Source organism: Kitasatospora sp. NPDC058406, from assembly GCF_042722765.1.
Taxonomy (GTDB): domain Bacteria; phylum Actinomycetota; class Actinomycetes; order Streptomycetales; family Streptomycetaceae; genus Kitasatospora.
This window is the reverse complement of the sequence record NZ_JBHXKE010000087.1, coordinates 1-21,761: the sequence shown is the minus strand read 5'-3', so window position 1 is coordinate 21,761 and position 21,761 is coordinate 1. Positions and strand designations below refer to the sequence as shown.

The window sequence follows — 21,761 nt, the reverse complement described above, 5'->3', positions numbered from 1 at the left end:
GGGAAGCCGGAAGGATCATCGTACGCATGCAGTCCGTCCGGCCTCCGGCCCCTCCGATGTCCGGCCCCTCCCGCGTCCCGTCCCTCCCGCGTCCCCTCCCCCGTGCACCGCGCCCCCGTGTACCGCGCCCCCGTGCGGCCCTCCTCGTACGGGCCCTCCTCCTACGCCCCCCGTGCGGCCCGCCGGCCTCCGGCCCGCCCGCGTCAGGTCGGGCGGCGCAGCGGGATGCTGCCCCGCGGGGCCCGACCGTCGAACAGCCGCTCGTCGACCGGGCGGGCGGCCCTGGCCGGACCGCCGGCCCCGAGCGGGATGCTGCCCCGGCCGCCGAGCGCCAGCAGCCAGGCGGTCAGGTCCGGCCTGGTCCCGTACGGCCCGCCGGCCTGCTCCCAGATCCGGCGGACCGTCGCCAGCTGCCGGTCCGTCAGCACGTCCGGCAGCGGTTCGAACGGCTGCCCCGGCGTGAGGTAGGGGTCCTGGGCCAGGGTCCGCCCGAACAGCAGGGCCGCCTTGTAGCGGTCGCTGTCCACGGTGGCGCTGCTGCCGTGCGGGGAGAGCGGGTCCGCCCAGTCGGGCGTGTCGGTCTGCTCCAGGACCGGCGCCGCCCCGACCCGGCGGACACCGTCGCAGTCGAGCAGATGGACGGCGGGCTCGGGGACCACCGACCAGAGCACGTTGGCGTGCGAGAGGTCACCGATCACCAGCCCCCAGCGGTGCAGGCGCTCGATCAGCCCGGCCAGCTCCAGCACCAGGGCGAGCCGCTGCTCCGGGTCCGGGCGGACCACGCCCTGGGTCGCGGGCTTCTCCGGGTAGAAGAGGTACTGCGCCTCGGTGAGCCTGCGCCCGCCGGCACCCGTCTGCCAGGACATCGCGGCCGGCGCCTCCTGCATCAGGAACCCGACGCAGCCCGGGCCGTCGACCACCCGGCAGAGCGGCCAGGCGGCCTGCGCGTCCAGCCGGTCCCGCTCCTCCCCGGGGAGTGCGAGGCGCAGGGCGACCAGCTCGGCCAGGGCCGGGCCGTGCACCTTCCCGGGGTCGAGGTAACGCTTGAACAGCAGGCCCGGGTAGCCGGCCAGGCGCTGCACCAGGCCCTGGCCACCCCGCCCGGCCTCGGCCCCCACCGCCAGCAGCGCGAGTTCCACGTCCGCCCCGCCGGCCAGCGCCGTGGCGATGTCCGGGGCGCTCACCGGGCGGCCTCCCAGAGGCAGACGGCCGTGCGGTCGTCGTCGTAGCTGCGCACCCTCACCTGGGCCTGCCAGAGGAACTCGGCCAGGCCGGGGACGTCCGGACCGCCCCACCGGTCGGCGAGGAAGTCCTGCAGGTCGGGCTCCTTCAGCAACGGCAGCGCCAGACCGTCGGTGCACAGCACCAGCAGGTCGCCGGGGCGCGTGTCGGTGATCAACCGGACCCGGGTCTGCTCGTAGGCCTCGGGCAGGCAGTGGGTCCGGGTGCTGATCAGCGCGCCGTCGTCCTCGTCCTGCTCGCAGTTGGTCCAGCCGCCCTCCCGCAGGCGCAGCAGGCCGCCGTCGCCGACCGAGACGAAGCCGCGGGCGGTGACGTCCGCGTCGGCCGGCACCAGCAGGGCGCGCAGCGTCGTCGAGTACGACTTGGGGTCCAGGCCCCACTGCCCCGCGTCCTTCGCCAGCTCGCCCGCCACCGCCGCGACCATCTGCCCCATGAGCACCGCGAAGTCGGCCTCGGCCCCGATCCGCAGGCAGGCCAGCAGCGTCTCCGCCTTGTGGGCGACCTGCCGGGCCAGCAGCCGCAGGACGCCGTTGGAACCGCGCTGGGAGTGCTGCTGGGAGCCGACGCCGTCGGCCACCGCGAGCAGCAGCAGGTCACCGGCCCGGGTGACCAGGACGGCGTCCTGGCGGCACTCGCCCCGGTAGCGGTGCGAGTCGCCGCGGACGGAGGCGGCCCGGACGGTGACCGGGCCGAAGGTGCCGCCGTCCACCACGGTGTCGGGCAGCGTCCCCGCGTAGAGGTCGGCGCCGACGTCGGCGATGCCGGTCGGCTCGGGCGTGTAGGCCGGGGGCTTGCGGCCGACGTGGTGGACGGCGCCGGGTTCCTCGCCCGACACCGGCACCAGGCCGGACGCTCCCGCCGCCGGTGCCGGCGGCACGCCGGGGGCCGCCGCAGGTCGGTCGCGGCCGGGCTGCCCCGCCGCGTCCGGCCCGGTGGTGGCCGGATGCGGCAGGAACGGCACCGGGGTGGACGGCACGGGCCTGGCCGGGGCCGGGGCGACCGGGCCCGGCCCCCAGCCGTGCTCGTAGACGGACGAGGCGACGTCGATCGGGTCGAAGGCCCGCTCGGACACGCGCTCCGGCCCCTGACCGCCCCGCGGGTTGCCGTGCGGGTTGTCGTACGGACTGCCCTGCGGATTGTCGTACGGGTTCACCTGGCGACCCCGCTCAGAGCTTGTCGAGCGAGACGGCGGTGAACCCGGGCACGTGGTCGTCGACCTGGAGGCTCATGCCCTGCCCGGCCGCGGTCGCCCCGCTCACCGAGCGGACAATCGACCGGGTCAGGCTGGCCGCGAACTCCCGCAGCGCGACCGCCGGGTCCGCCGACCCCTCCTCCTGCATGAAGGCCTTGAACGTGGCGACGTGCGCGATCACCGTGCGGTCCGCCTGGCCGATGCCGAAGGCGATGATGTGCGGCCGGAACGCGGCGGCGAGCAGGTCCTGGTACGGCTGCTCCCAGTCGGAGTCGGTCGGCACGCCGTCGGAGAGGAAGAAGACCACCGGACGGTAGACGTCGTGGCCCTCCGCCTTCAGCTGCTGCACGTCCCGCTCGATGGACTGCCGGAGCAGGGTGAAGGCGTTGCCGAAGGAGGTCAGGCCGGAGGCCTCCAGGGCGGGCAGCTCGTCCAGGTCGCTCAGATCGACCAGCGGCTGCAGCTCGTTGGCGTCGGTGGAGAAGCCGATCAGCCCGAACCGCGTCTTGTCGGAGATGGTCGGGTTGGTGCTGATCTCCTGGTGGAGGTTGAACAGGGCCTTGTTGAGGGTGTCGATGTCGGCGCTCATCGACCCCGACTCGTCGCACACGGCGTAGAACGGGAGGATCTGCACGGCACTTCTCCTTGGTCTCGCAGTTCACAGCGGGTGTGGGGCACGGTTCGGAACGGGGCCCGGACCGGACGGCCGGGGCCCCGGTCAGCCGGTGTAGAAGTAGATCTCCAGCGAGGCGTGCCGGGGGTTGTCCGTCAGCGAGATGAAGTCCCGGGTGGTGGTGCCCCGGAACATCTCCGGACGGGCCTGCGCGAGCAGCCCGTTGACGGTGTGCGCGTACGCCTGTCCGGCGCCCGGGTCGCGGTTGCTGCCGAACGTGAGCACCACCGCGGCCTGGCGCCCGGCGTACCGCTCGGTGGCCGCGCGGATCTGCGCCACCAGGCCGGCCGTGTCGGAGGAGTCCCCGGTGACGTCGACGGTGACCGCGTCGTGCTCCACCCCGCGCGGGCCGGTGGGGGTGGGCGTCGGCCGGGGTGTCTCGGAGGCGGTGGCACTCGCGTCGGCCGTGGCCGTGGCCGTGGCCGCGGGCGTCGCGGTGGCGCGCGCGGCCGCCACCGGGTCACCCTGGTCGCCCATCGCGACCAGGGCCAGGACCAGCAGCAGGTCCGCGAAGAGCCAGCCCGCGAGGTGTGCGCTCCGGACGCGCGGCCGCCCGGTTCGGAACCGGTCCCTCATCGGCCCGCCTGCCGCACCGGCACCTCGTCCAGCTCCAGCAGCGTCTGCTCGACCGCGACCGCGACCGCGACCGCGACCGCGTCCGCGACCGTGTCCGAGACGCCCGGCGTCCCCGGGGCGTCCGACGGGTCCGAGGGGCGCGAGCGGGTGCCGCCCGCGCCCGGTCCGGGCTCCGACACGGTCTTGACCAGCAGTGCTCCCGGGCCCGGGGCCCGCCGCTCGTCCCGGGCGTCCATCCGCGCCGCCGCGGCCGCGGCCGCCGAGGCCGCCGCGGTGACCCGGTCGGCCATCGACGCGACCTCCCGGGCCAGCCCGTCGAGCTGCTCCAGCAGCCGCCCGCCGACGTCGGCGACGGTCTCCGCGCCGGTGGTGAACCCCCGCTGGGCGACCGCGAGGTCCCGCACCGCGTCCTCCACCCGCTCGCCCGCGTCGGACAGTTCGGCGCCGACCCGCTCGGTGGCCCGCCGTACGGCATCGGCGGCGTCGGCCGCCTGCTGCCCGCCGCGCCGGACCAGGTCGTCCGTGGCGGCGGCGCCGTCCCGGACGGTCCCGGCGAGCTTCTCGCCGCTGTCCCGCACGGCCTTCCCCACGCCGTCGACCGCCTTCTCGATCCCGTCGACCGCCCGCCGCAGCGGGTCCACCGCCGCGCCCACCTCGGCCAGCCGCTCCCTGGCCCCGGCCACCGACCGCTCGACCACCAGCGCCGCGTCGCTGAGGTCCCGCTGGGTGTCGGCGGCCTGCCGACCGAGCCGCTCCAGGGTCTCCGCCGCGCCGGTAAGCTCGGCCACGAACCGCTGCGGCGAGGACCGGCGGCGCTCGTTCAGCACCAGCTGCGCCCGGGTGAGCGCCGGGGCCAGCTCGGCCAGCAGCTCCTCCGCCTCCTGCACCGCCCCGGTCTCGCGGCGCTCGGTCCCGGCCCTGCGGACGCCGTGCGCGACGGAGAAGACCAGCAGCAGGGCGATGAACAGCGTGGCGGACAGCGCGATGTCGCCGAAGGTGGCCCAGCCGGCCAGCCGGCCCTCGAAGCCGGTCTGCCAGAGCTGGAGGAACGGCCGGGCGGCCTGCGCCGCATCCGCACCGATCAGGGCCTGGTAGGCGCTGGTCGCCTGCATCAGGCCGGCCCAGGTGACCAGCAGCGGGACGAACACCAGTCCACCCAGGGCGACTTCGAGCCAGGACCAGAACCTCGGTTCGGGCCGCGGCCGAACCGCCGCCCGGACGCTCTCCGGCCGGACGAAGCTCTGCACCAGGTCGAGGTCGGCCCACTGGTCCAGGTCGCCGGTGCCCGAGATCGCCAACCCGAGCTCCTTGAGCTCCTCCTGACGACTCACCAGGCCGGGCCTGGCCGCCAGAGCGCGCAGCTCACCCCCGATCGCACGACGGTCCAGCAGTCGACCTGACGTCATGAGGGCTCCTTCGGTGCGCGCCGCCGCGGGGGTGAACGCCCGTGGCCGGTGCGGTGCGCGGGCGGAGCCGCCCGCGCAGCCTCCCCCCGGTGGCCGGAATCCGGCCACGCCGCTCCGTGCCGCAGCGTAGCGCAGAACCACCCTGCGGGACTGGGCAGTTCGTCCAGTGGATACCTGTTCGTCACCGACTCGCCCGGGCCCCGGGGGCCCGGGCGGCGCCGGAGGTCTCAGACGTACCGGGCCACCAGCCGGCGGACCAGGTCCGGCAGCGCGGTGGAGATGGGCTCGCGGATCACCTCGTCGGCGACCTCGTCGAACGGGGTCGGCTCGCCGTTCATCACGATCAGCCGGGCCCCGTTCCCGAGCGCGCTGTACGGCAGTTCGGCCACCGGGAAGACCTGCAGGCTGGTGCCGACGGCGAGGAACAGGTCGCAGGCCTTGCTGACGGCGTCGGCCTGCTGGATCACCTTCGGGTCCAGCTGCTCGCCGAACATGACGGTCCGCGGCCGCAGCACCCCGCCGCAGGCCCGGCAGTCCGGGTCCGGCTCGCCCGCCGCCACCCGGTCCAGCGCCTCCGCCACCGGGCCCACCACCTTGCACCGCATGCACTGCACCTCCTGCGCGGTGCCGTGCAGTTCGAGCACCTTGCGGGGGGACTGGCCGGCCCGCTGGTGCAGCCCGTCGACGTTCTGGGTGAGCACCCGGACGGGCAGCCCGGACTGTTCGAGGTCGACCAGCGCCCGGTGCCCGGCGTTCGGCTCGGCGGCCTGCGCACCGACCTCGGCGCGCATCAGCCAGGACCGGCGGCGAACGTCCGGGTCCGATGTGTACGGGCCGATGGTGACCAGCCGCGGGGCCTCCGGATCGCGCTGCCAGAGTCCGTTCGGGCCGCGGTAGTCGGGGATGCCGGAGTCGGTCGAGATGCCGGCGCCGGTGAGCACGGCGATCAGCGGGCGCTTCGCGTTCATGCCCCGGACGGTACGGCCGCTCCTCGCCGGCCCGCCACCGATATCCGCCCCAGGTCGCGCGCAGACCCGCGCCCCGGCCTGCCCCGCCCAGGCCCGGCCAGGCCCCGCCCAGGCCCCGTTCAGGCCCGCTCAGGCCCGCTCAGGCCACGACCGGCCGCCCGGCGCCGGCGCCGAAGCCCGCCAACGGAGCCAGGGCCACCAGATAGCAGCCCGCAGCGACCGGGATCAGCGCCAGGTCCGCCGCCGTCAGCACCGTCCCGGCCAGCACCAGCACCGGGCTCCACCAGCGCAGCGTGCGCGCCCGGCCCACCGTGCCGGCCACCAGCAGCGCCAGCAGACCGACGTAGAACAGCACCGGACCGACCGAGTAGACCACCGGCACCACCCCCGGATGACTCTGGACGCTGTCGAACAGCCGGTGCTGGTCCGCCTTGTCGACGGCCACCGCCCCCACGTACAGGTCGATGACGATCTGCACGACCGACGCCGCCAGCCCTGCGGACGCCACCCCCAGGGCGGCGCGCGCCGCGACCCTGCCCGCCGCCGTGCGGTGCGGCGCCGGCCACCGCTCCAGCGCGACGAGCACCGGCGCGAACAGCACCAGCCCCGCCAGCATCAGGCCGTGACCGACCAGCCAGCCCGCACCGGGGTCACGCGATCCGTCCAGCAGCCGGATGCCGCCGTACAGCGCCATCAGAACGGGTCCGCCGATGACCGCGAACGGGGTGGCGCGACCGAGCGTCGAGGTGTCCATGGGTGCTCTCCCGAGGTTGGGGCCGTCGTTGTTCCGACACCCCGGATCCTGTCCGCCGCCGCCCTCGTCGCGGATCGCCCGCACCGGCGAATCCGGCCCCTCCCCCGCGCGGGGGAGCCGTCAGCCCTCGCCCGCCACCACCGCGCCCGCCTCATACGCGAACACCACCGCGTGCACCCGGTCACGCAGACCCAGCTTGCCCAGCACATTGCTGACATGGGTCTTCACCGTGTGCTCGCTCACCACCAGCTCGGCGGCGATCTCGGCGTTGGAGAGCCCCCGGGCCAGCAGCCGCAGCGTCTCCCGCTCGCGCCCGGTCAGCTGCTCCAGCAGCCCGGACGGCGGCCGTACCGCCCGCTCCGCGCCGCCCGGCCGCCGGGCGGCGAACTCCCCGATCAGCCGGCGGGTCACCGACGGCGCCAGCAGCGCCTCTCCGGACGCCACCATCCGCACACCGTGTGCCAGGTCGTCCCGGCGGACGTCCTTCAGCAGGAACCCGCTGGCTCCCGCGTACAGCGCGTCGAAGACGTAGTCGTCGGCGTCGAAGGTGGTCAGCATGATCACCTTCGTCTCCGGGTACTCCGCGCAGACCCGGCGGGCCGCCTCCAGCCCGTCCATCACCGGCATCCGGACGTCCAGCAGCAGCACGTCCGGCCCGTGCACCCGGACCGCCTCGATCGCCTCCGCGCCGTCGCCCGCCTCGGCGACCACCTCGATGTCCGGCTGCGCGTCCAGGATCATCCCGAACCCGGCCCGCACCAGCTCCTGGTCGTCCGCGACGACCACCCGGATCGGCTTCATCCACCCACTCCGCCCACTCCGCCCACTCCACCCACTCCGCCCACCAGCCCGGACGCCCCCAGCGGCAGCCGGGCGCTCACCAGGAAACCCCTGCCGCCGGGCCCGGGACCGGCCTCGGCCCGGCCGCCGCAGGCCGCCGCCCGCTCCCGGATGCCGACCAGCCCGCGCCCCCCGGACCAGCCGCTCGCGGCCCGGCCGGCCGGCAACGGCACACCGCGCCCGTCGTCGGAGACCACGACCGCCAGCTCCTCCCCCTCCCGGACCACCCGCACCAGCGTGTGCGAGGCGCCCGCGTGCTTGACCGTGTTGGTCAGCGCCTCCTGCACGATCCGGTACGCGGCCGCCTCCACGTCCGCCGGCAGCGGACCGCCGACGCGTCCGAGGTCGAGATCGACCGAGAGCCCGGCCGTACGCACCCGCTCCGCGAGCGCCGCGAGCTCCGCCAGCCGCGGCTGCGGCGCCAGTTCGGGCGCCGCCCCCTCCTCCTTCAACACGCCGAGCACCCGACGCAGTTGCACCATGGCGTCCCGCCCGGAGTCGGCGATGGTGTCGAAGGTCCTGATCGCCCGCTCCGGGTCCGAACGCACCACCACCGGCCCCGCCTCCGCCTGGATCACCATCAGCGAGACGGCGTGCGCCAGGATGTCGTGCATCTCCCGGGCGATCCGGGCCCGCTCCTCGGCCACCGCGCGCGCCGCGTCGCTGGCCGCCCGGCGCCCGGCCTCCCGCGCCCGCTCCGACTCCACCTGCGCCAGCCTCCGCAGTTCACGCACCAGCGAGCCGAAGACGAACGCCCCGACCGAGGTCAGCAGCGAGAACAGCATGCCGTTCGGCGACCGCGTCCCCACCACGTTGGCGACCACCACCACGGCCAGCACGGCCCAGCGCTGCCCGTCCCTGGCCCGGTCGGCCACCGTGTAGAGGGTGACCACGGCGTACAACGGCAGCTGCGGCATCGCCGAGTGGGCGAGCACCGAGAGCACCGCCGACACCCCGCCGCTGACCGCCAGCACCGTGACCGGGGCGATCCGCCGCCACGGCAACGGCAGGGCCGTCCCCAGGGCCAGCAGATAGGCCCACCAGGACCACGCCGTGTCGTCGTGGTACACCGACCAGAGCGAGACCCCCGCCGAGCCGACCGTCAACAGCCCGTCCACCACGTACGGGTTGACCCCGGCCAGCCCCGCCCGCCAGCGCACCGCTCGCCCCACCGTGACACCTCCCCCGTCCGCGGGGAGGCCCACCCCGCGGAGAAGATCATGCCCGACCGGCAGCAGCGTGAGCACGCCCCGGCCGGCGTCCCGCACCACGCCGTCAGGCATCGGTGACCACCACACCCCCGGTGTCGGTCCGCGCCGAGATGGTGCGCGGCGCGCCGGCCTGCCGGGGCACCGCCACCTCGACCCCGCCCGTCACCGCCTCCGCGTCCACCGCGTACGGTTCCCCGCCCGGCACCCGCACCCTGACCTCGCCGGTCACCGACCGCGCCTCCACCGTGGTCGGGCTCGCCGCGAACGCCACCTCGACACCACCGGTCTCGGCGCTCACCCGTACCGTCGGCGAGGTCAGCGCCGTCCCCTGGACGCCACCGGTGCCCACCTTGGCCTCCACCTCGCCGGCCAGCCCGTGCAGCCGGATCCCGCCGGTCTCGCTGCTCAGCCGCACCACCGTTCCGGCCGGCACGGTCACCTCGTAACCCACCCCGCAGTCCGAGCAGTCGTACGCCAGCCTGAGCGTGCCGTCCCGCACCTCGTGCCGGGTCTCCGGCGCGGGGCCGCGGTAGCTCTGCTTCTCGACCACCCGCACCGTGTCCCCCGCGCGGACCTCGATCCCCCCGGTCCGCCCCTCGACCACCAGCTCCCGCACCGGCTCGGCCACCCCGTAGGAGACCGTCCGGCGCTCGTCCTCGTCCCAGAAGCACCCCACCGACCCGAGCAGCACCGCCCCCGTGATCGCCACGGCCCCCAACGCCCGCTTCGCACCCATCCCCGACACCCTCTCGTCCACGTCCGTTGCCGACGCCCCGAGCCTGCCGCGCCGGCCCCCGCCCCCGCTTCCCCCGCCCGACCCGTTTCCCGCCCTCCCCCGCAGGAGGGAGGGCGGAGGAAACGGGGAAACGCCGAAGGGCCCGGAGGCGATGTGCCTCCGGGCCCTTCGATTCAGTAGCGGGGACAGGATTTGAACCTGCGACCTCTGGGTTATGAGCCCAGCGAGCTACCGAGCTGCTCCACCCCGCGTCGGTAAACACGACCTTACGCGACCACGGCCGGGAAACCTAACCGGACTCCCCCGGCCCCCGAAAACACCACCCGCCGGCCACCCACCGGGGACCGACCGGGGACCGAACGCCCCGCAGCACGGGCCCGCACCGGGCGGGAGACCAGGCACCAGGAGCCCCGGGAAGCCCCCAGGAAGCCCCGGGAACGCCGCAGGGCGGCCACCCCGTGAGGGGTGACCGCCCTGCGGTTCAACCGTGGACTCAGCCGGTGTACGGGCCGTAGTCGTAGTCGTCCAGCGGGACCGCCTGGCCGGAGCCGGCGCCGAAGGGCGACAGGTCGTAGTCGTCGTAGCCGACGGCCGAGTACATCGCGGCCTTGGCCTCCTCGGTCGGCTCGACCCGGATGTTGCGGTAGCGGGGCAGACCCGTACCGGCCGGGATGAGCTTGCCGAGGATGACGTTCTCCTTGAGGCCCAGCAGCGGGTCCGACTTGGCGTGGATCGCCGCGTCGGTCAGGACCCGGGTCGTCTCCTGGAAGGAGGCGGCCGACAGCCAGGACTCGGTGGCCAGCGAGGCCTTGGTGATACCCATCAGCTGCGGACGGCCGGAGGCGGGGTGACCGCCCTCGGAGACCACGCGACGGTTCTCCTGCTCGAAGCGGCCGCGCTCGACGAGCTCGCCCGGGAGCAGCTCGGCGTCGCCCGACTCGATGATCGTCACGCGGCGGAGCATCTGCCGGATGATGATCTCGATGTGCTTGTCGTGGATCGACACGCCCTGCGAGTTGTAGACCTTCTGGACCTCGGCGACCAGGTGGATCTGGACGGCACGCTGGCCCATGATGCGCAGGACGTCGTGCGGGTTGGTGGCACCCATGGTCAGCTTCTGGCCGACCTCGACCGCCTCGCCCTCGCCGACCAGCAGCTTCACACGCTTCGAGACCGGGTAGGCGATCTCGTCGGTGCCGTCGTCCGGGGTGACGACCAGCTTGCGGGTCTTCTCGGTGTCCTCGATGCGGACCCGGCCCTGCGCCTCCGAGATCGGGGCCACACCCTTGGGGGTACGGGCCTCGAAGAGCTCGACGACACGCGGCAGACCCTGCGTGATGTCGTCACCGGCCACACCACCGGTGTGGAAGGTACGCATGGTCAGCTGGGTACCGGGCTCACCGATGGACTGGGCGGCGATGATGCCGACCGCCTCACCGATGTCGACCAGCTTGCCGGTGGCCAGCGAGCGGCCGTAGCAGAAGGCACAGGTGCCGACGGCCGACTCACAGGTCAGGATCGAGCGGGTCTTGACCTCGCTGATGCCGTGGCGGATCAGCTCGTCGATCAGCACGTCGCCGAGGTCGGTGTTGGCGGTGGCAAGGAGCTTGCCGTCCACCGTGATGTCCTCGGCGAGCATGCGGGCGTAGACGCTGGTCTCGACGTCGTCCGTCTTGCGCAGGACGCCGTCGGCACCGACGGTGCCGATCGCCAGCTTCAGGCCGCGCTCGGTGCCGCAGTCCTCCTCGCGAATGATGACGTCCTGGGAGACGTCGACCAGACGACGGGTGAGGTAGCCGGAGTCGGCGGTACGCAGAGCGGTGTCGGCCAGACCCTTACGGGCACCGTGGGTCGAGATGAAGTACTCGAGGACGGTGAGGCCCTCACGGAACGACGCCTTGATGGGACGGGCGATCGTCTCGTTCTTCGCGTTCGACACCAGACCACGCATACCGGCGATCTGGCGCATCTGCATCATGTTTCCTCGAGCGCCCGAGTCCACCATCATGAAGATGGGGTTGGTCTTCTCGAAGTTGGCGTTCATCGCCTCGGCGACCTCGTTGGTCGCCCGGGTCCAGATGCCGATGAGCTCCTGCTTGCGCTCGTCGTTGGTGATCAGACCGCGCTCGTACTGCTTCTGGATCTTCTCGGCCTGCGCTTCGTAGCCCTCGAGGATCTGGGCCTTCTGCGGCGGGACGACGACGTCCGAGATCGAGACGGTGACACCCGAGCGGGTGGCCCAGTGGAAACCGGCCGCCTTCAGGTTGTCCAGGGTCGCCGCGACGACGACCTTGGGGTAGCGCTCCGCCAGATCGTTGACGATCGCGGAGAGCTGCTTCTTGCCCACCTCGTAGTCGACGAACGGGTAGTCCTCGGGCAGCAGCTCGTTGAAGAGCGCGCGGCCCAGGGTGGTGCGCAGACGGAAGGACTCGCCCTCGAACCAGGCCGGCTGACCGTCCTCGTCGACCGGCGGGGTCCAGCTGCGGGGCGGGACGGTGCCGATCGGCAGGCGGACGTCGATGACGGCCTGGACGTCCAGCTCCTTGGCGTCGAACGCCATGACCGCCTCGGCGGTCGAGGAGAAGGAACGACCGTCGCCCTTGACCTTCGGCCGGTCCGAGGTGAGGAAGAACAGACCGAGCACCATGTCCTGGGTCGGCATGGTGACGGGGCGACCGTCGGCCGGCTTCAGGATGTTGTTCGAGGACAGCATCAGGATGCGGGCCTCGGCCTGCGCCTCCGCGGAGAGCGGCAGGTGGACGGCCATCTGGTCACCGTCGAAGTCCGCGTTGAACGCGGTGCAGACGAGCGGGTGGATCTGGATGGCCTTGCCCTCGACCAGCTGGGGCTCGAAGGCCTGGATGCCGAGGCGGTGCAGGGTGGGTGCACGGTTCAGCAGCACCGGGTGCTCGGCGATGACCTCTTCGAGGACGTCCCACACGACCGGGCGGGCGCGCTCGACCATGCGCTTGGCCGACTTGATGTTCTGCGCGTGGTTCAGGTCGACCAGGCGCTTCATCACGAACGGCTTGAAGAGCTCCAGCGCCATGGCCTTGGGCAGACCGCACTGGTGCAGCTTGAGCTGCGGGCCGACGACGATGACCGAACGGGCCGAGTAGTCGACTCGCTTGCCGAGCAGGTTCTGACGGAAACGACCCTGCTTGCCCTTCAGCATGTCGCTGAGGGACTTCAGCGGGCGGTTGCCGGGGCCCGTGACCGGGCGACCACGACGGCCGTTGTCGAACAGCGCGTCGACGGCCTCCTGAAGCATGCGCTTCTCGTTGTTCACGATGATCTCGGGCGCGCCGAGGTCGAGAAGCCGCTTCAGGCGGTTGTTGCGGTTGATCACGCGGCGGTACAGGTCGTTCAGGTCGGAGGTCGCGAAGCGGCCACCGTCCAGCTGCACCATCGGACGCAGGTCCGGCGGGATGACCGGGACGCAGTCCAGCACCATGCCGTTGGGCTTGTTGGTGGTCTGCAGGAACGCGGAGACGACCTTGAGGCGCTTGAGCGCACGGGTCTTCTTCTGGCCCTTGCCGGTGCGGATGATCTCGCGCAGGCGCTCGGACTCCTCCGCCAGGTCGAAGGTCTCCAGGCGGTCCTTGAGGGCCGCCGCGCCCATCGAGCCGGAGAAGTAGGTGCCGAAGCGGTCGCGCAGCTCGCGGTAGAGCAGCTCGTCGCCCTCCAGGTCCTGGACCTTGAGGTTCTTGAAGCGCGCCCACACCTCGTCGAGACGGTCGAGCTCGCGCTGCGCGCGGTCGCGCAGCTGCTTCATCTCGCGCTCGGCGCCCTCGCGCACCTTGCGGCGCACGTCGGCCTTGGCGCCCTCGGCCTCCAGCTCGGCCAGGTCGGTTTCGGCCTTCTTGGCGCGGGCTTCGAGGTCGGAGTCGCGACGGTTCTCGATCTGCTGACGCTCGACCGAGACGTGCGCCTCCAGGGACGGCAGGTCGCGCTGGCGGCGCTCGTCGTCGACCCAGGTGATCATGTAGGCGGCGAAGTAGATGACCTTCTCGAGGTCCTTCGGCGCCAGGTCGAGCAGGTAGCCGAGGCGGGACGGCACACCCTTGAAGTACCAGATGTGGGTGACCGGGGCGGCCAGCTCGATGTGGCCCATCCGCTCACGGCGCACCTTGGCGCGGGTCACCTCGACGCCGCAGCGCTCACAGATGATGCCCTTGAAGCGGACGCGCTTGTACTTGCCGCAGTAGCACTCCCAGTCCCGGGTGGGGCCGAAGATCTTCTCGCAGAAGAGTCCGTCCTTTTCGGGCTTCAGGGTGCGGTAGTTGATGGTCTCCGGCTTCTTGACCTCGCCGTGGGACCACTGGCGGATGTCGTCGGCGGTGGCCAGGCCGATGCGGAGCTCGTCGAAGAAGTTGACGTCAAGCACTGGTCGTCAAGCCCTCTTTCGTAAGTCGAGAGTCGTTCATGTGGTCTGAGGGGGGCCTGGGGGCGGGCCGGCCCGTCACCGGGCCGGCCCAGCCTCCGTCAGACCTCTTCGACGCTGCTCGGCTCGCGCCGGGACAGGTCGATGCCGAGCTCCTCGGCGGCGCGGAACACGTCCTCGTCGGAGTCCCGCATCTCGATGGACTGGCCGTCCGAGGACAGCACCTCCACGTTGAGGCAGAGCGACTGCATTTCCTTGATGAGCACCTTGAAGGACTCGGGAATGCCGGGCTCGGGGATGTTCTCGCCCTTGACGATGGCCTCGTAGACCTTCACACGGCCGAGAACGTCGTCGGACTTGATGGTGAGGAGCTCCTGCAGCGCGTAGGCCGCGCCGTATGCCTCAAGGGCCCACACCTCCATCTCACCGAAGCGCTGACCACCGAACTGCGCCTTACCACCGAGCGGCTGCTGGGTGATCATCGAGTACGGGCCGGTCGAGCGGGCGTGGAGCTTGTCGTCGACCAGGTGGTGCAGCTTGAGGATGTACATGTAGCCGACCGAGACCGGCATCGGGAACGGCTCGCCGGAGCGGCCGTCGAACAGCCGGGCCTTGCCGGTGGAGTTCACCAGGCGCTCACCGTCACGGGTGAGGGTGGTGTTGTCCAGCAGGCCGGTGATCTCGTCCTCGCGGGCGCCGTCGAAGACCGGGGTGGCGAGGTTGGTGCCGCCCTCGACGGTGTCGGCGCCGATCGCCTGCAGGCGCTGGGCCCACTCGTCGGCGAGGCCGGAGACGTCCCAGCCCTGCTTGGCGAGCCACCCGAGGTGGATCTCCAGGACCTGTCCCGGGTTCATTCGGGACGGGACACCCAGCGGGTTGAGGATGATGTCGACCGGGGTGCCGTCCTCCAGGAACGGCATGTCCTCGACCGGCAGGATCTTCGAGATGACGCCCTTGTTGCCGTGACGGCCGGCGAGCTTGTCACCGTTGGTGATCTTGCGCTTCTGGGCCACGTAGACGCGGACCAGCTGGTTGACGCCCGGGGGCAGCTCGTCGCCCTCTTCGCGGTCGAAGACGCGGACGCCGATGACCTTGCCGGACTCACCGTGCGGCACCTTCAGCGAGGTGTCGCGGACCTCACGGGCCTTCTCACCGAAGATCGCGCGGAGCAGGCGCTCCTCCGGGGTCAGCTCGGTCTCACCCTTCGGGGTGACCTTGCCGACCAGGATGTCGCCGGTGACGACGTCGGCGCCGATGCGGATGATGCCGCGCTCGTCGAGGTCGGCGAGGACCTCCTCGGAGACGTTCGGGATGTCCCGGGTGATCTCCTCGGGGCCGAGCTTGGTGTCACGGGCGTCGACCTCGTGCTCCTCGATGTGGATCGAGGAGAGGACGTCGTCCTGCACGAGGCGCTGCGACAGGATGATCGCGTCCTCGTAGTTGTGACCCTCCCACGACATGAACGCCACGAGCAGGTTCTTGCCGAGGGCCATCTCGCCCTCGTCGGTGCACGGGCCGTCGGCCAGCACCTGGTTGGCCTCGACCCGGGCGCCCTCGTCCACGAGCACCTTCTGGTTGAAGGCGGTGCCCTGGTTGGAGCGGGTGAACTTGGCGGCGCGGTACGTGGTGTACGTGCCGTCGTCGTTGGCCACGGTGACGTAGTCGGCCGAGACCTCCTGGACGACACCCGGCTTCTCGGCCGTGATGACGTCCGCGGCGTCGACGGCGCAGCGGTACTCCATGCCGGTGCCGACCAGCGGGGCCTCGCTCTTCAGCAGCGGCACCGCCTGGCGCATCATGTTCGAGCCCATGAGCGCGCGGTTGGCGTCGTCGTGCTCGAGGAACGGGATCATGGCGGTCGCGACCGACACCATCTGGCGCGGCGAGACGTCCATGTAGTCGATCTCGGTGCCCGGGATGTAGTCGATCTCGCCGCCACGGCGGCGGACCAGGACACGCGGCTCGGCGAAGGTCAGCTCCGCCGTCAGCGGGGCGTTGGCCTGCGCGATGACGTAGCGGTCCTCCTCGTCGGCCGTGAGGTAGTCGACCTGCTCGGTGACGACACCCTCGATGACCTTGCGGTACGGGGTCTCGATGAAACCGAACGCGTTGACCCGGCCGTACGAGGCCAGCGACCCGATCAGACCGATGTTCGGGCCTTCCGGGGTCTCGATCGGACACATGCGGCCGTAGTGCGAGGGGTGCACGTCACGGACCTCGAAGCCGGCGCGCTCACGGGAGAGACCACCGGGGCCGAGGGCGGACAGACGGCGCTTGTGGGTCAGGCCCGACAGCGGGTTCGTCTGGTCCATGAACTGCGACAGCTGGCTGGTGCCGAAGAACTCCTTGATGGAGGCGACGACCGGCCGGATGTTGATCAGGGTCTGCGGCGTGATCGCCTCGACGTCCTGGGTGGTCATGCGCTCACGCACGACGCGCTCCATACGGGCGAGACCCGTACGGACCTGGTTCTGGATGAGCTCGCCCACGTTGCGCAGGCGGCGGTTGCCGAAGTGGTCGATGTCGTCGACCTCGACCACGATGTCGCGGCCGGTCTCGTCACTCCACTCGACCTCGCCGGCGTGCAGCTTCACCAGGTACTTGATCGCACCGATGATGTCGGGCTCGGTGAGCACGCCGGAGTCCAGCGACTCGGCGTTGCCCAGCTTCCGGTTGACCTTGTACCGGCCGACCTTGGCGAGGTCGTAGCGCTTCGGGTTGAAGTAGAGGTTCTCCAGAAGCGTCTGCGCGGCCTCGCGGGTCGGCGGCTCGCCCGGACGCAGCTTGCGGTAGATGTCGAGCAGCGCGTCGTCCTGGCCCTGGGTGTGGTCCTTCTCCAGGGTGGCGCGCATCGACTCGTACTCGCCGAACTCCTCGAGAATCATCTCGTTGGTCCAGCCGAGCGCCTTGAGCAGCACGGTGACGGACTGCTTGCGCTTGCGGTCGATGCGGACACCGACCATGTCGCGCTTGTCGATCTCCATCTCCAGCCAGGCACCACGCGAGGGGATGACCTTGCAGGAGTAGATGTCCTTGTCGGACACCTTGTCCAGGGTGGAGTCGAAGTACACGCCCGGGGAGCGGACCAGCTGCGACACGACGACACGCTCGGTGCCGTTGATCACGAACGTGCCCTTGTGGGTCATGAGCGGGAAGTCGCCCATGAAGACCGTCTGAGACTTGATCTCACCGGTCTCGTTGTTGGTGAACTCGGCCGTGACGAAGAGCGGGGCCGCGAACGTGAAGTCGCGGTCCTTGCACTCGTCAATCGAGTTCTTGGGCGGCTCGAAACGGTGGTCGCGGAAGGTCAGCGACATCGACCCGCTGAAGTCCTCGATCGGGGAGATCTCCTCGAAGATCTCCTCCAGACCGGACTTCGTGGGGACGTCCTGACCACTCTCCAACGCCGCCTCGACCCGGGACTTCCAGGCCGCATTGCCGAGCAGCCAGTCAAAGCTCTCGGTCTGCAGGGCGAGGAGGTTAGGTACCTCGAGGGGCTCCTTGATCTTCGCGAACGAGACGCGGAGCGGGGCGGTGGATGCGGCGGAATTGTTCGAGGCGTTGCGCGGCGCGGCCAAGAGGGGGGTCCTTCCGAGGGCTCGGAGCTCACTACGCGCGTACCAGCCGGGCCTGGCTGGGCTTGGTCCCGCCTCCTCGCCGCCGGCCTCCGCCCGGGAGTGAATCCCAGGTCAGAGCCGCTTTGCGGAGGCGATGCCAGACCCCTTCAGGGCAACGCATACTCCGGGCGACGAGTCACGGAGCAGCTAACAGGCAGCGCAAAGGGACAGTGTAGCCAATGGCGACACTGCTGTCCAGCTCTGATTCGGAGACCGAATCGGAGACTCCTCCCGGTTGCCGTCGGACGCGAACGCCCGACGGGTACTGCATCGGCCCGGACTTGCCGGGCCCAGGACTCACGTGGAGTCACTTCCCGCCGGAGCCACTGGTTATGCATCCAGCGGCGGACCAACCGGGTCGGACTCGCGCCTTGAGAATCGCGCGACCCGTCCGGTTCGTCAAGGGCCCGCCTCCGGCTGCGGACCTCGACCCGTCCATCGGCCGTGGGCCCCCCGGCGTTACAGAAGCCGTGGTGGGAGCGTCAGGCGATGACAGCGATCACCATACCCGCCCGCACCGACAGTGCCGAGTGGACGTTCGGCCACTCCGGTGTACGACCCGTCCGGCCGGCCCTCCGCGGGCCTGTGGGCCCGTCCTGGGCCGGGAACGCGAAAAGGCCGGGCCGACCACCCGTAAGGGTGATCGGCCCGGCCTCAGGCCCCCTCAGAGGAGGGGGCGCGAGATCACTTGACGGTGACCTTGGCGCCGGCACCCTCAAGGGCGGCCTTGGCCTTCTCGGCAACGTCCTTGGCAACCTTCTCCAGGACCTTGGCACCAGCGGTGTCAACGAGGTCCTTGGCCTCCTTCAGGCCGAGGGAGGTCAGGGTGCGCACCTCCTTGATGACCTGGATCTTCTTGTCGCCGGCACCCTCGAGGATGACGTCGAACTCGTCCTGCTCCTCGACGACCTCGGCCGGGACGGCCGGGCCGGCGATGCCGACGGCGACCGGGGCGGCGGCGGTGACGTCGAACTTCGCCTCGAACGCCTTGACGAACTCGGCCAGCTCGATGAGGGTCAGGTTCTCGAACTGCGCGAGCAGCTCGTCCTGGGACAGCTTCGCCATGATTGGCGTCCTTCCACTAAATCGGCAGGTGGTGCCGGATGTACGGGTTGGCGGGCGTACGGGCCCGCAGCGAGGCGTGAGCCTGCCGAATTACTCGGCGGCCTCGTCCTCGGCGGCGGGAGCCGGCGTACCGGCACCGCCCTGCTCGACCTTGTCGCGCAGCGCGTCCACCGTGCGGACGAGCTTCGACGGCAGGGCCTGGAAGAGCGCGGCAGCCTGGGACTGCTTGGCCTTCAGGGCACCCGCCAGCTTGGCGAGCAGCACCTCGCGGGACTCGAGGTCCGCGAGCTTCTTGATCTCGTCGGCGGTCAGCGCCTTACCGTCAAGGACACCGCCCTTGATGACGAGAGCGGGGTTGTCCTTGGCGAAGTCACGCAGAGCCTTCGCCGACTCCACCGGGTCACCGGTGACGAAGGCGACAGCCGTCGGACCGGCGAACAGGTCGTCGAGCTCCGTGATCCCGACCTCGTTGGCCGCGATCTTGGTCAGCGTGTTCTTCACCACGGCGTACTGGGCGTTCTCGCCCAGCGAGCGACGCAGGGTCTTAACCTGCTTCACCGTGAGACCGCGGTACTCGGTCAGCACCGCCGCGTTCGAGCCACGGAAAAGCTCCGTGATCTCGGCGACGGCAGCAGCCTTGTCGGGCCTAGCCATAGGCTTACGCCTCCTTCCGTGATGTCGAAGTCCGGCCGACCGCGAAAGTCGACCATTCAGCCGTGGACCACTGGACGGAAGGGATCCCCCTGCGGAAAATGCAGAAGAGCCCCGGTGCGCAGGCGCACGGGGCTCAGTACGACCTCGACGGACGTGTGCACGAGGCGCACGGGCCGGAAGTCCAAGCTCCAAACAATCCTGCGCGGGCTGCCTGCGCGTGAAGCGCAGATCCTTCGGTCGCGCGGTCCCTCGCGGGCCCACGGCGACAACCAGCGGTCTTTGGCTTCCGCCACAGTAGCGGGACGCCGCCGCCCGGGGCAAATCGCCCATCTGCCCGAAGCCGCAGGCCGGCCCGGGGCCGGCGGTCCCGCGGCGCGACAGCCCTCGGCCCAAGGCCCTTCGGCTCAACGGCTCAACGGCTCAACGGCGAGATGCTCCGGATGCCCACGTCCACCGTGTCCGCCTCCGCCGGCGCCTGCACCGAGAGCGCCCCGCCCGGATCGGTGTAGAGCACCGAGTCGTCCACCCGGCCGCTCTCCCCGGCGCCGGTCCGCTGCAGCCGGACCAGCTGGTCCTTGTCGTTCAGCCAGAGGTCCAGGGTGAGCGAGGCCGAGCCACCGGGCGCCAGCGCGGTCCGGAGGCCGTCCCGGCGGGCCTGGCCGAGCTGGGTCTGGGCCGCCGCGTAGCGCGCGGCGTCGGTGACGGCCCGGTAGTGCTCGACCGTGGAGTCCTCGAACTTCTCCTCGCCGACGTACTGCGCGGTGACGCCGTCGGCGGTCGCGGCGGCCAGCGCCACCACCGGGTTGAGCAGGTCGATCAGCCCCGCGTACGGGACCTCCCGGTGCCCTTCCGGGCCGGGCGCCACGGCGAACCGCTCCCAGTGCCGCCCGCCCTGCCGGGCCGCGGTGGCCGCGTCCCCGCCCTGGTAGGCGACGGTGTCCACGACGATCAGCTGCTCGGCCTCGGCCGGGGTGGACCGCTTGACCTGGAGCGCGGTCTTCGGCTGCCAGAACAGCGGGCCCGAGCCGGCGTCCGCCCCCAGGCGGTAGCTCACCTTGGCCCGGCGGGCGGTCTGCATGGCCAGCTGGGCGGAGAGCAGCACGCCGTGCGGCGAGCGGTCGGTCGGCCTGGCCGGCCAGGTCGGCGAGGCACTGCTCGGGGTCGGGGTCGCGGCGCCGGAAGCGGACGGACCCGGCGCCGGGCCGCCGGACCCGCTGCAACCGGTCAGGCCGCCCGCCAGCACCGCGACGGCCACCGCCGCCGCCAGCCGCTGCCGCACCGCCATCCCCGTCTCCCCTTCGTACCGTTCCCGCCCCGGCGGCCGCGCTCCCTGGCCGCCCTCTCCCCGCCACCTTGCCACCCGGCGCCCGCGCGCCCGGCGGCGCCCCCCTGCGACGCGGCGTCAGCCGACCGGGACGGCCGCCGGAGCGGAGCCCGGAGCAGGCCCCGGAACCGGTTCCGGACCCGACGGCTGCACGGCCGACGGCCCCGCCCCCGGCTCGGCGGCGCCCGACTCCGCGCCCGGCTCGACCGGCTCGGCGACCTCCGTCGTGGTCACCACCGCCCCGGCGGTGCCCTGGAAGGTGGACCGCACCCGGAGCAGCCGGTCCCCCGGAGCCACCCAGAAGTCGTAGCCGACGCCGGTGACCCCGCGCTGCCGGTGGTACCCGACCACCGCGGCCAGCCGCTCGGGGCCCAGCCCCTCGTCGGCGGCGAAGAAGTCCTCGACCGACGCGGTGCCCCGGTAGTGGGCGACGGTCCCGCCGTTCAGCTGTTCGCCGCCGAGGGAGCTGAGCTTGCCCGCCAGCGCCATCGAGTGCATCTGCCCGCCGGGGTTGGAGACCAGGCCGGTCATCCACCCGCCGGCCCAGCCGCCCCGGCCGGCGGCGCTCGCGCGGGAGTCCAGCGACTCGGCGTCGGCCCGCTCGGCGCGCTTCGGCGCCGCGCCCGGGTACCCGAGGTCCAGGACGCCGTCCCGGCCGCTCAGCCTGCCGGTGCCCAGCTCGTCGGTCACGGTCAGGTCGGCCGCGTCGTGGGCGCCCCAGGAGACCGTCCCGCTCGCGCTCCGCCGCCCGGCCGGTCCCTCCTCGACCAGCTGGACCCGCGCGCCGCCGACGTCGTCCAGCCGCTGGGCGGCCGACAGCAGCACCTCCCGGGGCGGCCGGACGGTGGGTCGGCCGCTGTCCGGAGTGCGTTCCCCGGAGACGGCCAGCACACTGCACGCGGTGAGACCGGCGGCGAGCAGGAGGAGGGCCGCGCCCTTGACGGCGGGGCGGGGGGCGGACGGCACGGCACACTCCGGCGGTCGGGCTGGGATGCGGCCCCGGTCGGGGCGCGTGATCGGTCCGGCCGAGCGTACGACGGACCGCGCAACAGTTCCCCACTGGCGGGATCTCGATCGGGAAACGACGGCGGGCCCGCACCCCCGGCGAAGGGGTGCGGG

General features: G+C 72.1%; 16 protein-coding genes and 1 tRNA gene. All 17 read right to left on the bottom strand.

Features of this window, described 5'->3' with window-relative positions:
• Nucleotides 1-203: 203 nt before the first annotated feature.
• Nucleotides 204-1,184 (bottom strand): hypothetical protein, encoded by a 981-nt coding sequence (locus ACFWOG_RS18925; protein ID WP_380359728.1) that lies wholly within the window; start codon nucleotides 1,182-1,184, stop codon nucleotides 204-206.
• Nucleotides 1,181-2,395, bottom strand: coding sequence for a PP2C family serine/threonine-protein phosphatase (locus tag ACFWOG_RS18920; RefSeq protein WP_380359726.1), 1,215 nt, complete (start codon nucleotides 2,393-2,395; stop codon nucleotides 1,181-1,183). The genes ACFWOG_RS18925 and ACFWOG_RS18920 overlap by 4 nt, the downstream gene beginning before the upstream one ends.
• A gap of 13 nt (nucleotides 2,396-2,408) precedes the next feature.
• The gene (locus tag ACFWOG_RS18915; protein WP_329950375.1) at nucleotides 2,409-3,068 is read right to left on the bottom strand and encodes a VWA domain-containing protein; all 660 of its coding nucleotides are present in this window, start codon (nucleotides 3,066-3,068) and stop codon (nucleotides 2,409-2,411) included.
• An 84-nt stretch (nucleotides 3,069-3,152) separates the two neighbouring features.
• Entirely contained in the window at nucleotides 3,153-3,683 is a 531-nt protein-coding gene (locus ACFWOG_RS18910; protein ID WP_380359724.1) for a hypothetical protein, read from the bottom strand.
• Nucleotides 3,680-5,089 carry a methyl-accepting chemotaxis protein gene (locus tag ACFWOG_RS18905; RefSeq protein WP_380359722.1) on the bottom strand — a complete coding sequence of 470 codons (1,410 nt, stop codon included), beginning with the start codon at nucleotides 5,087-5,089 and terminating at the stop codon, nucleotides 3,680-3,682. The genes ACFWOG_RS18910 and ACFWOG_RS18905 overlap by 4 nt, the downstream gene beginning before the upstream one ends.
• Nucleotides 5,090-5,316: 227 nt before the next feature.
• Nucleotides 5,317-6,057 (bottom strand): NAD-dependent deacetylase, encoded by a 741-nt coding sequence (locus ACFWOG_RS18900; protein WP_380359721.1) that lies wholly within the window; start codon nucleotides 6,055-6,057, stop codon nucleotides 5,317-5,319.
• A 139-nt stretch (nucleotides 6,058-6,196) separates the two neighbouring features.
• On the bottom strand, nucleotides 6,197-6,811 hold the full coding sequence (locus ACFWOG_RS18895; RefSeq protein WP_380359719.1) for a hypothetical protein: 615 nt from the start codon (nucleotides 6,809-6,811) through the stop codon (nucleotides 6,197-6,199).
• Between the two features lie 120 nt (nucleotides 6,812-6,931).
• Complete coding sequence (locus ACFWOG_RS18890) at nucleotides 6,932-7,612, bottom strand: response regulator transcription factor (protein ID WP_329950370.1); 681 nt, start codon at nucleotides 7,610-7,612, stop codon at nucleotides 6,932-6,934.
• Nucleotides 7,609-8,934, bottom strand: coding sequence for a sensor histidine kinase (locus tag ACFWOG_RS18885; RefSeq protein ID WP_380359717.1), 1,326 nt, complete (start codon nucleotides 8,932-8,934; stop codon nucleotides 7,609-7,611). Before ACFWOG_RS18885 ends, ACFWOG_RS18890 begins: the two co-directional genes overlap by 4 nt.
• The gene (locus tag ACFWOG_RS18880; protein WP_380359715.1) at nucleotides 8,927-9,598 is read right to left on the bottom strand and encodes a hypothetical protein; all 672 of its coding nucleotides are present in this window, start codon (nucleotides 9,596-9,598) and stop codon (nucleotides 8,927-8,929) included. Before ACFWOG_RS18880 ends, ACFWOG_RS18885 begins: the two co-directional genes overlap by 8 nt.
• 177 nt (nucleotides 9,599-9,775) lie before the next feature.
• Nucleotides 9,776-9,849 (bottom strand) — tRNA-Met (locus ACFWOG_RS18875).
• Between the two features lie 242 nt (nucleotides 9,850-10,091).
• Nucleotides 10,092-13,985, bottom strand: a complete 3,894-nt coding sequence (locus ACFWOG_RS18870; protein ID WP_329885421.1) for a DNA-directed RNA polymerase subunit beta' — start codon at nucleotides 13,983-13,985, stop codon at nucleotides 10,092-10,094.
• 98 nt (nucleotides 13,986-14,083) lie between these two features.
• The gene (gene rpoB, locus ACFWOG_RS18865; RefSeq protein ID WP_329885422.1) at nucleotides 14,084-17,560 is read right to left on the bottom strand and encodes a DNA-directed RNA polymerase subunit beta; all 3,477 of its coding nucleotides are present in this window, start codon (nucleotides 17,558-17,560) and stop codon (nucleotides 14,084-14,086) included.
• 723 nt (nucleotides 17,561-18,283) lie between these two features.
• On the bottom strand, nucleotides 18,284-18,667 hold the full coding sequence (gene rplL / locus ACFWOG_RS18860; protein ID WP_329885736.1) for a 50S ribosomal protein L7/L12: 384 nt from the start codon (nucleotides 18,665-18,667) through the stop codon (nucleotides 18,284-18,286).
• An 87-nt stretch (nucleotides 18,668-18,754) separates the two neighbouring features.
• Nucleotides 18,755-19,318: a 50S ribosomal protein L10 gene (gene rplJ, locus ACFWOG_RS18855; RefSeq protein ID WP_329885423.1), complete on the bottom strand. Its 564-nt coding sequence runs from the start codon at nucleotides 19,316-19,318 to the stop codon at nucleotides 18,755-18,757.
• Nucleotides 19,319-19,730: 412 nt separating this feature from the next.
• On the bottom strand, nucleotides 19,731-20,603 hold the full coding sequence (locus ACFWOG_RS18850) for a hypothetical protein (RefSeq protein ID WP_380359712.1): 873 nt from the start codon (nucleotides 20,601-20,603) through the stop codon (nucleotides 19,731-19,733).
• A 117-nt stretch (nucleotides 20,604-20,720) separates the two neighbouring features.
• On the bottom strand, nucleotides 20,721-21,608 hold the full coding sequence (locus ACFWOG_RS18845; RefSeq protein WP_380359711.1) for a hypothetical protein: 888 nt from the start codon (nucleotides 21,606-21,608) through the stop codon (nucleotides 20,721-20,723).
• Nucleotides 21,609-21,761: the final 153 nt, after the last annotated feature.

Bases quoted from the DNA above. Each gene is read 5' to 3' on its own strand.
- ACFWOG_RS18910 (WP_380359724.1), bottom strand. From the start codon at position 3,683: ATGAGGGACCGGTTCCGAACCGGGCGGCCGCGCGTCCGGAGCGCACAC.
- ACFWOG_RS18905 (WP_380359722.1), bottom strand. From the start codon at position 5,089: ATGACGTCAGGTCGACTGCTGGACCGTCGTGCGATCGGGGGTGAGCTG.
- ACFWOG_RS18900 (WP_380359721.1), bottom strand. From the start codon at position 6,057: ATGAACGCGAAGCGCCCGCTGATCGCCGTGCTCACCGGCGCCGGCATC.
- ACFWOG_RS18895 (WP_380359719.1), bottom strand. From the start codon at position 6,811: ATGGACACCTCGACGCTCGGTCGCGCCACCCCGTTCGCGGTCATCGGC.
- ACFWOG_RS18890 (WP_329950370.1), bottom strand. From the start codon at position 7,612: ATGAAGCCGATCCGGGTGGTCGTCGCGGACGACCAGGAGCTGGTGCGG.
- ACFWOG_RS18885 (WP_380359717.1), bottom strand. From the start codon at position 8,934: ATGCCTGACGGCGTGGTGCGGGACGCCGGCCGGGGCGTGCTCACGCTG.
- ACFWOG_RS18880 (WP_380359715.1), bottom strand. From the start codon at position 9,598: ATGGGTGCGAAGCGGGCGTTGGGGGCCGTGGCGATCACGGGGGCGGTG.
- rplJ (WP_329885423.1), bottom strand. From the start codon at position 19,318: ATGGCTAGGCCCGACAAGGCTGCTGCCGTCGCCGAGATCACGGAGCTT.
- ACFWOG_RS18850 (WP_380359712.1), bottom strand. From the start codon at position 20,603: ATGGCGGTGCGGCAGCGGCTGGCGGCGGCGGTGGCCGTCGCGGTGCTG.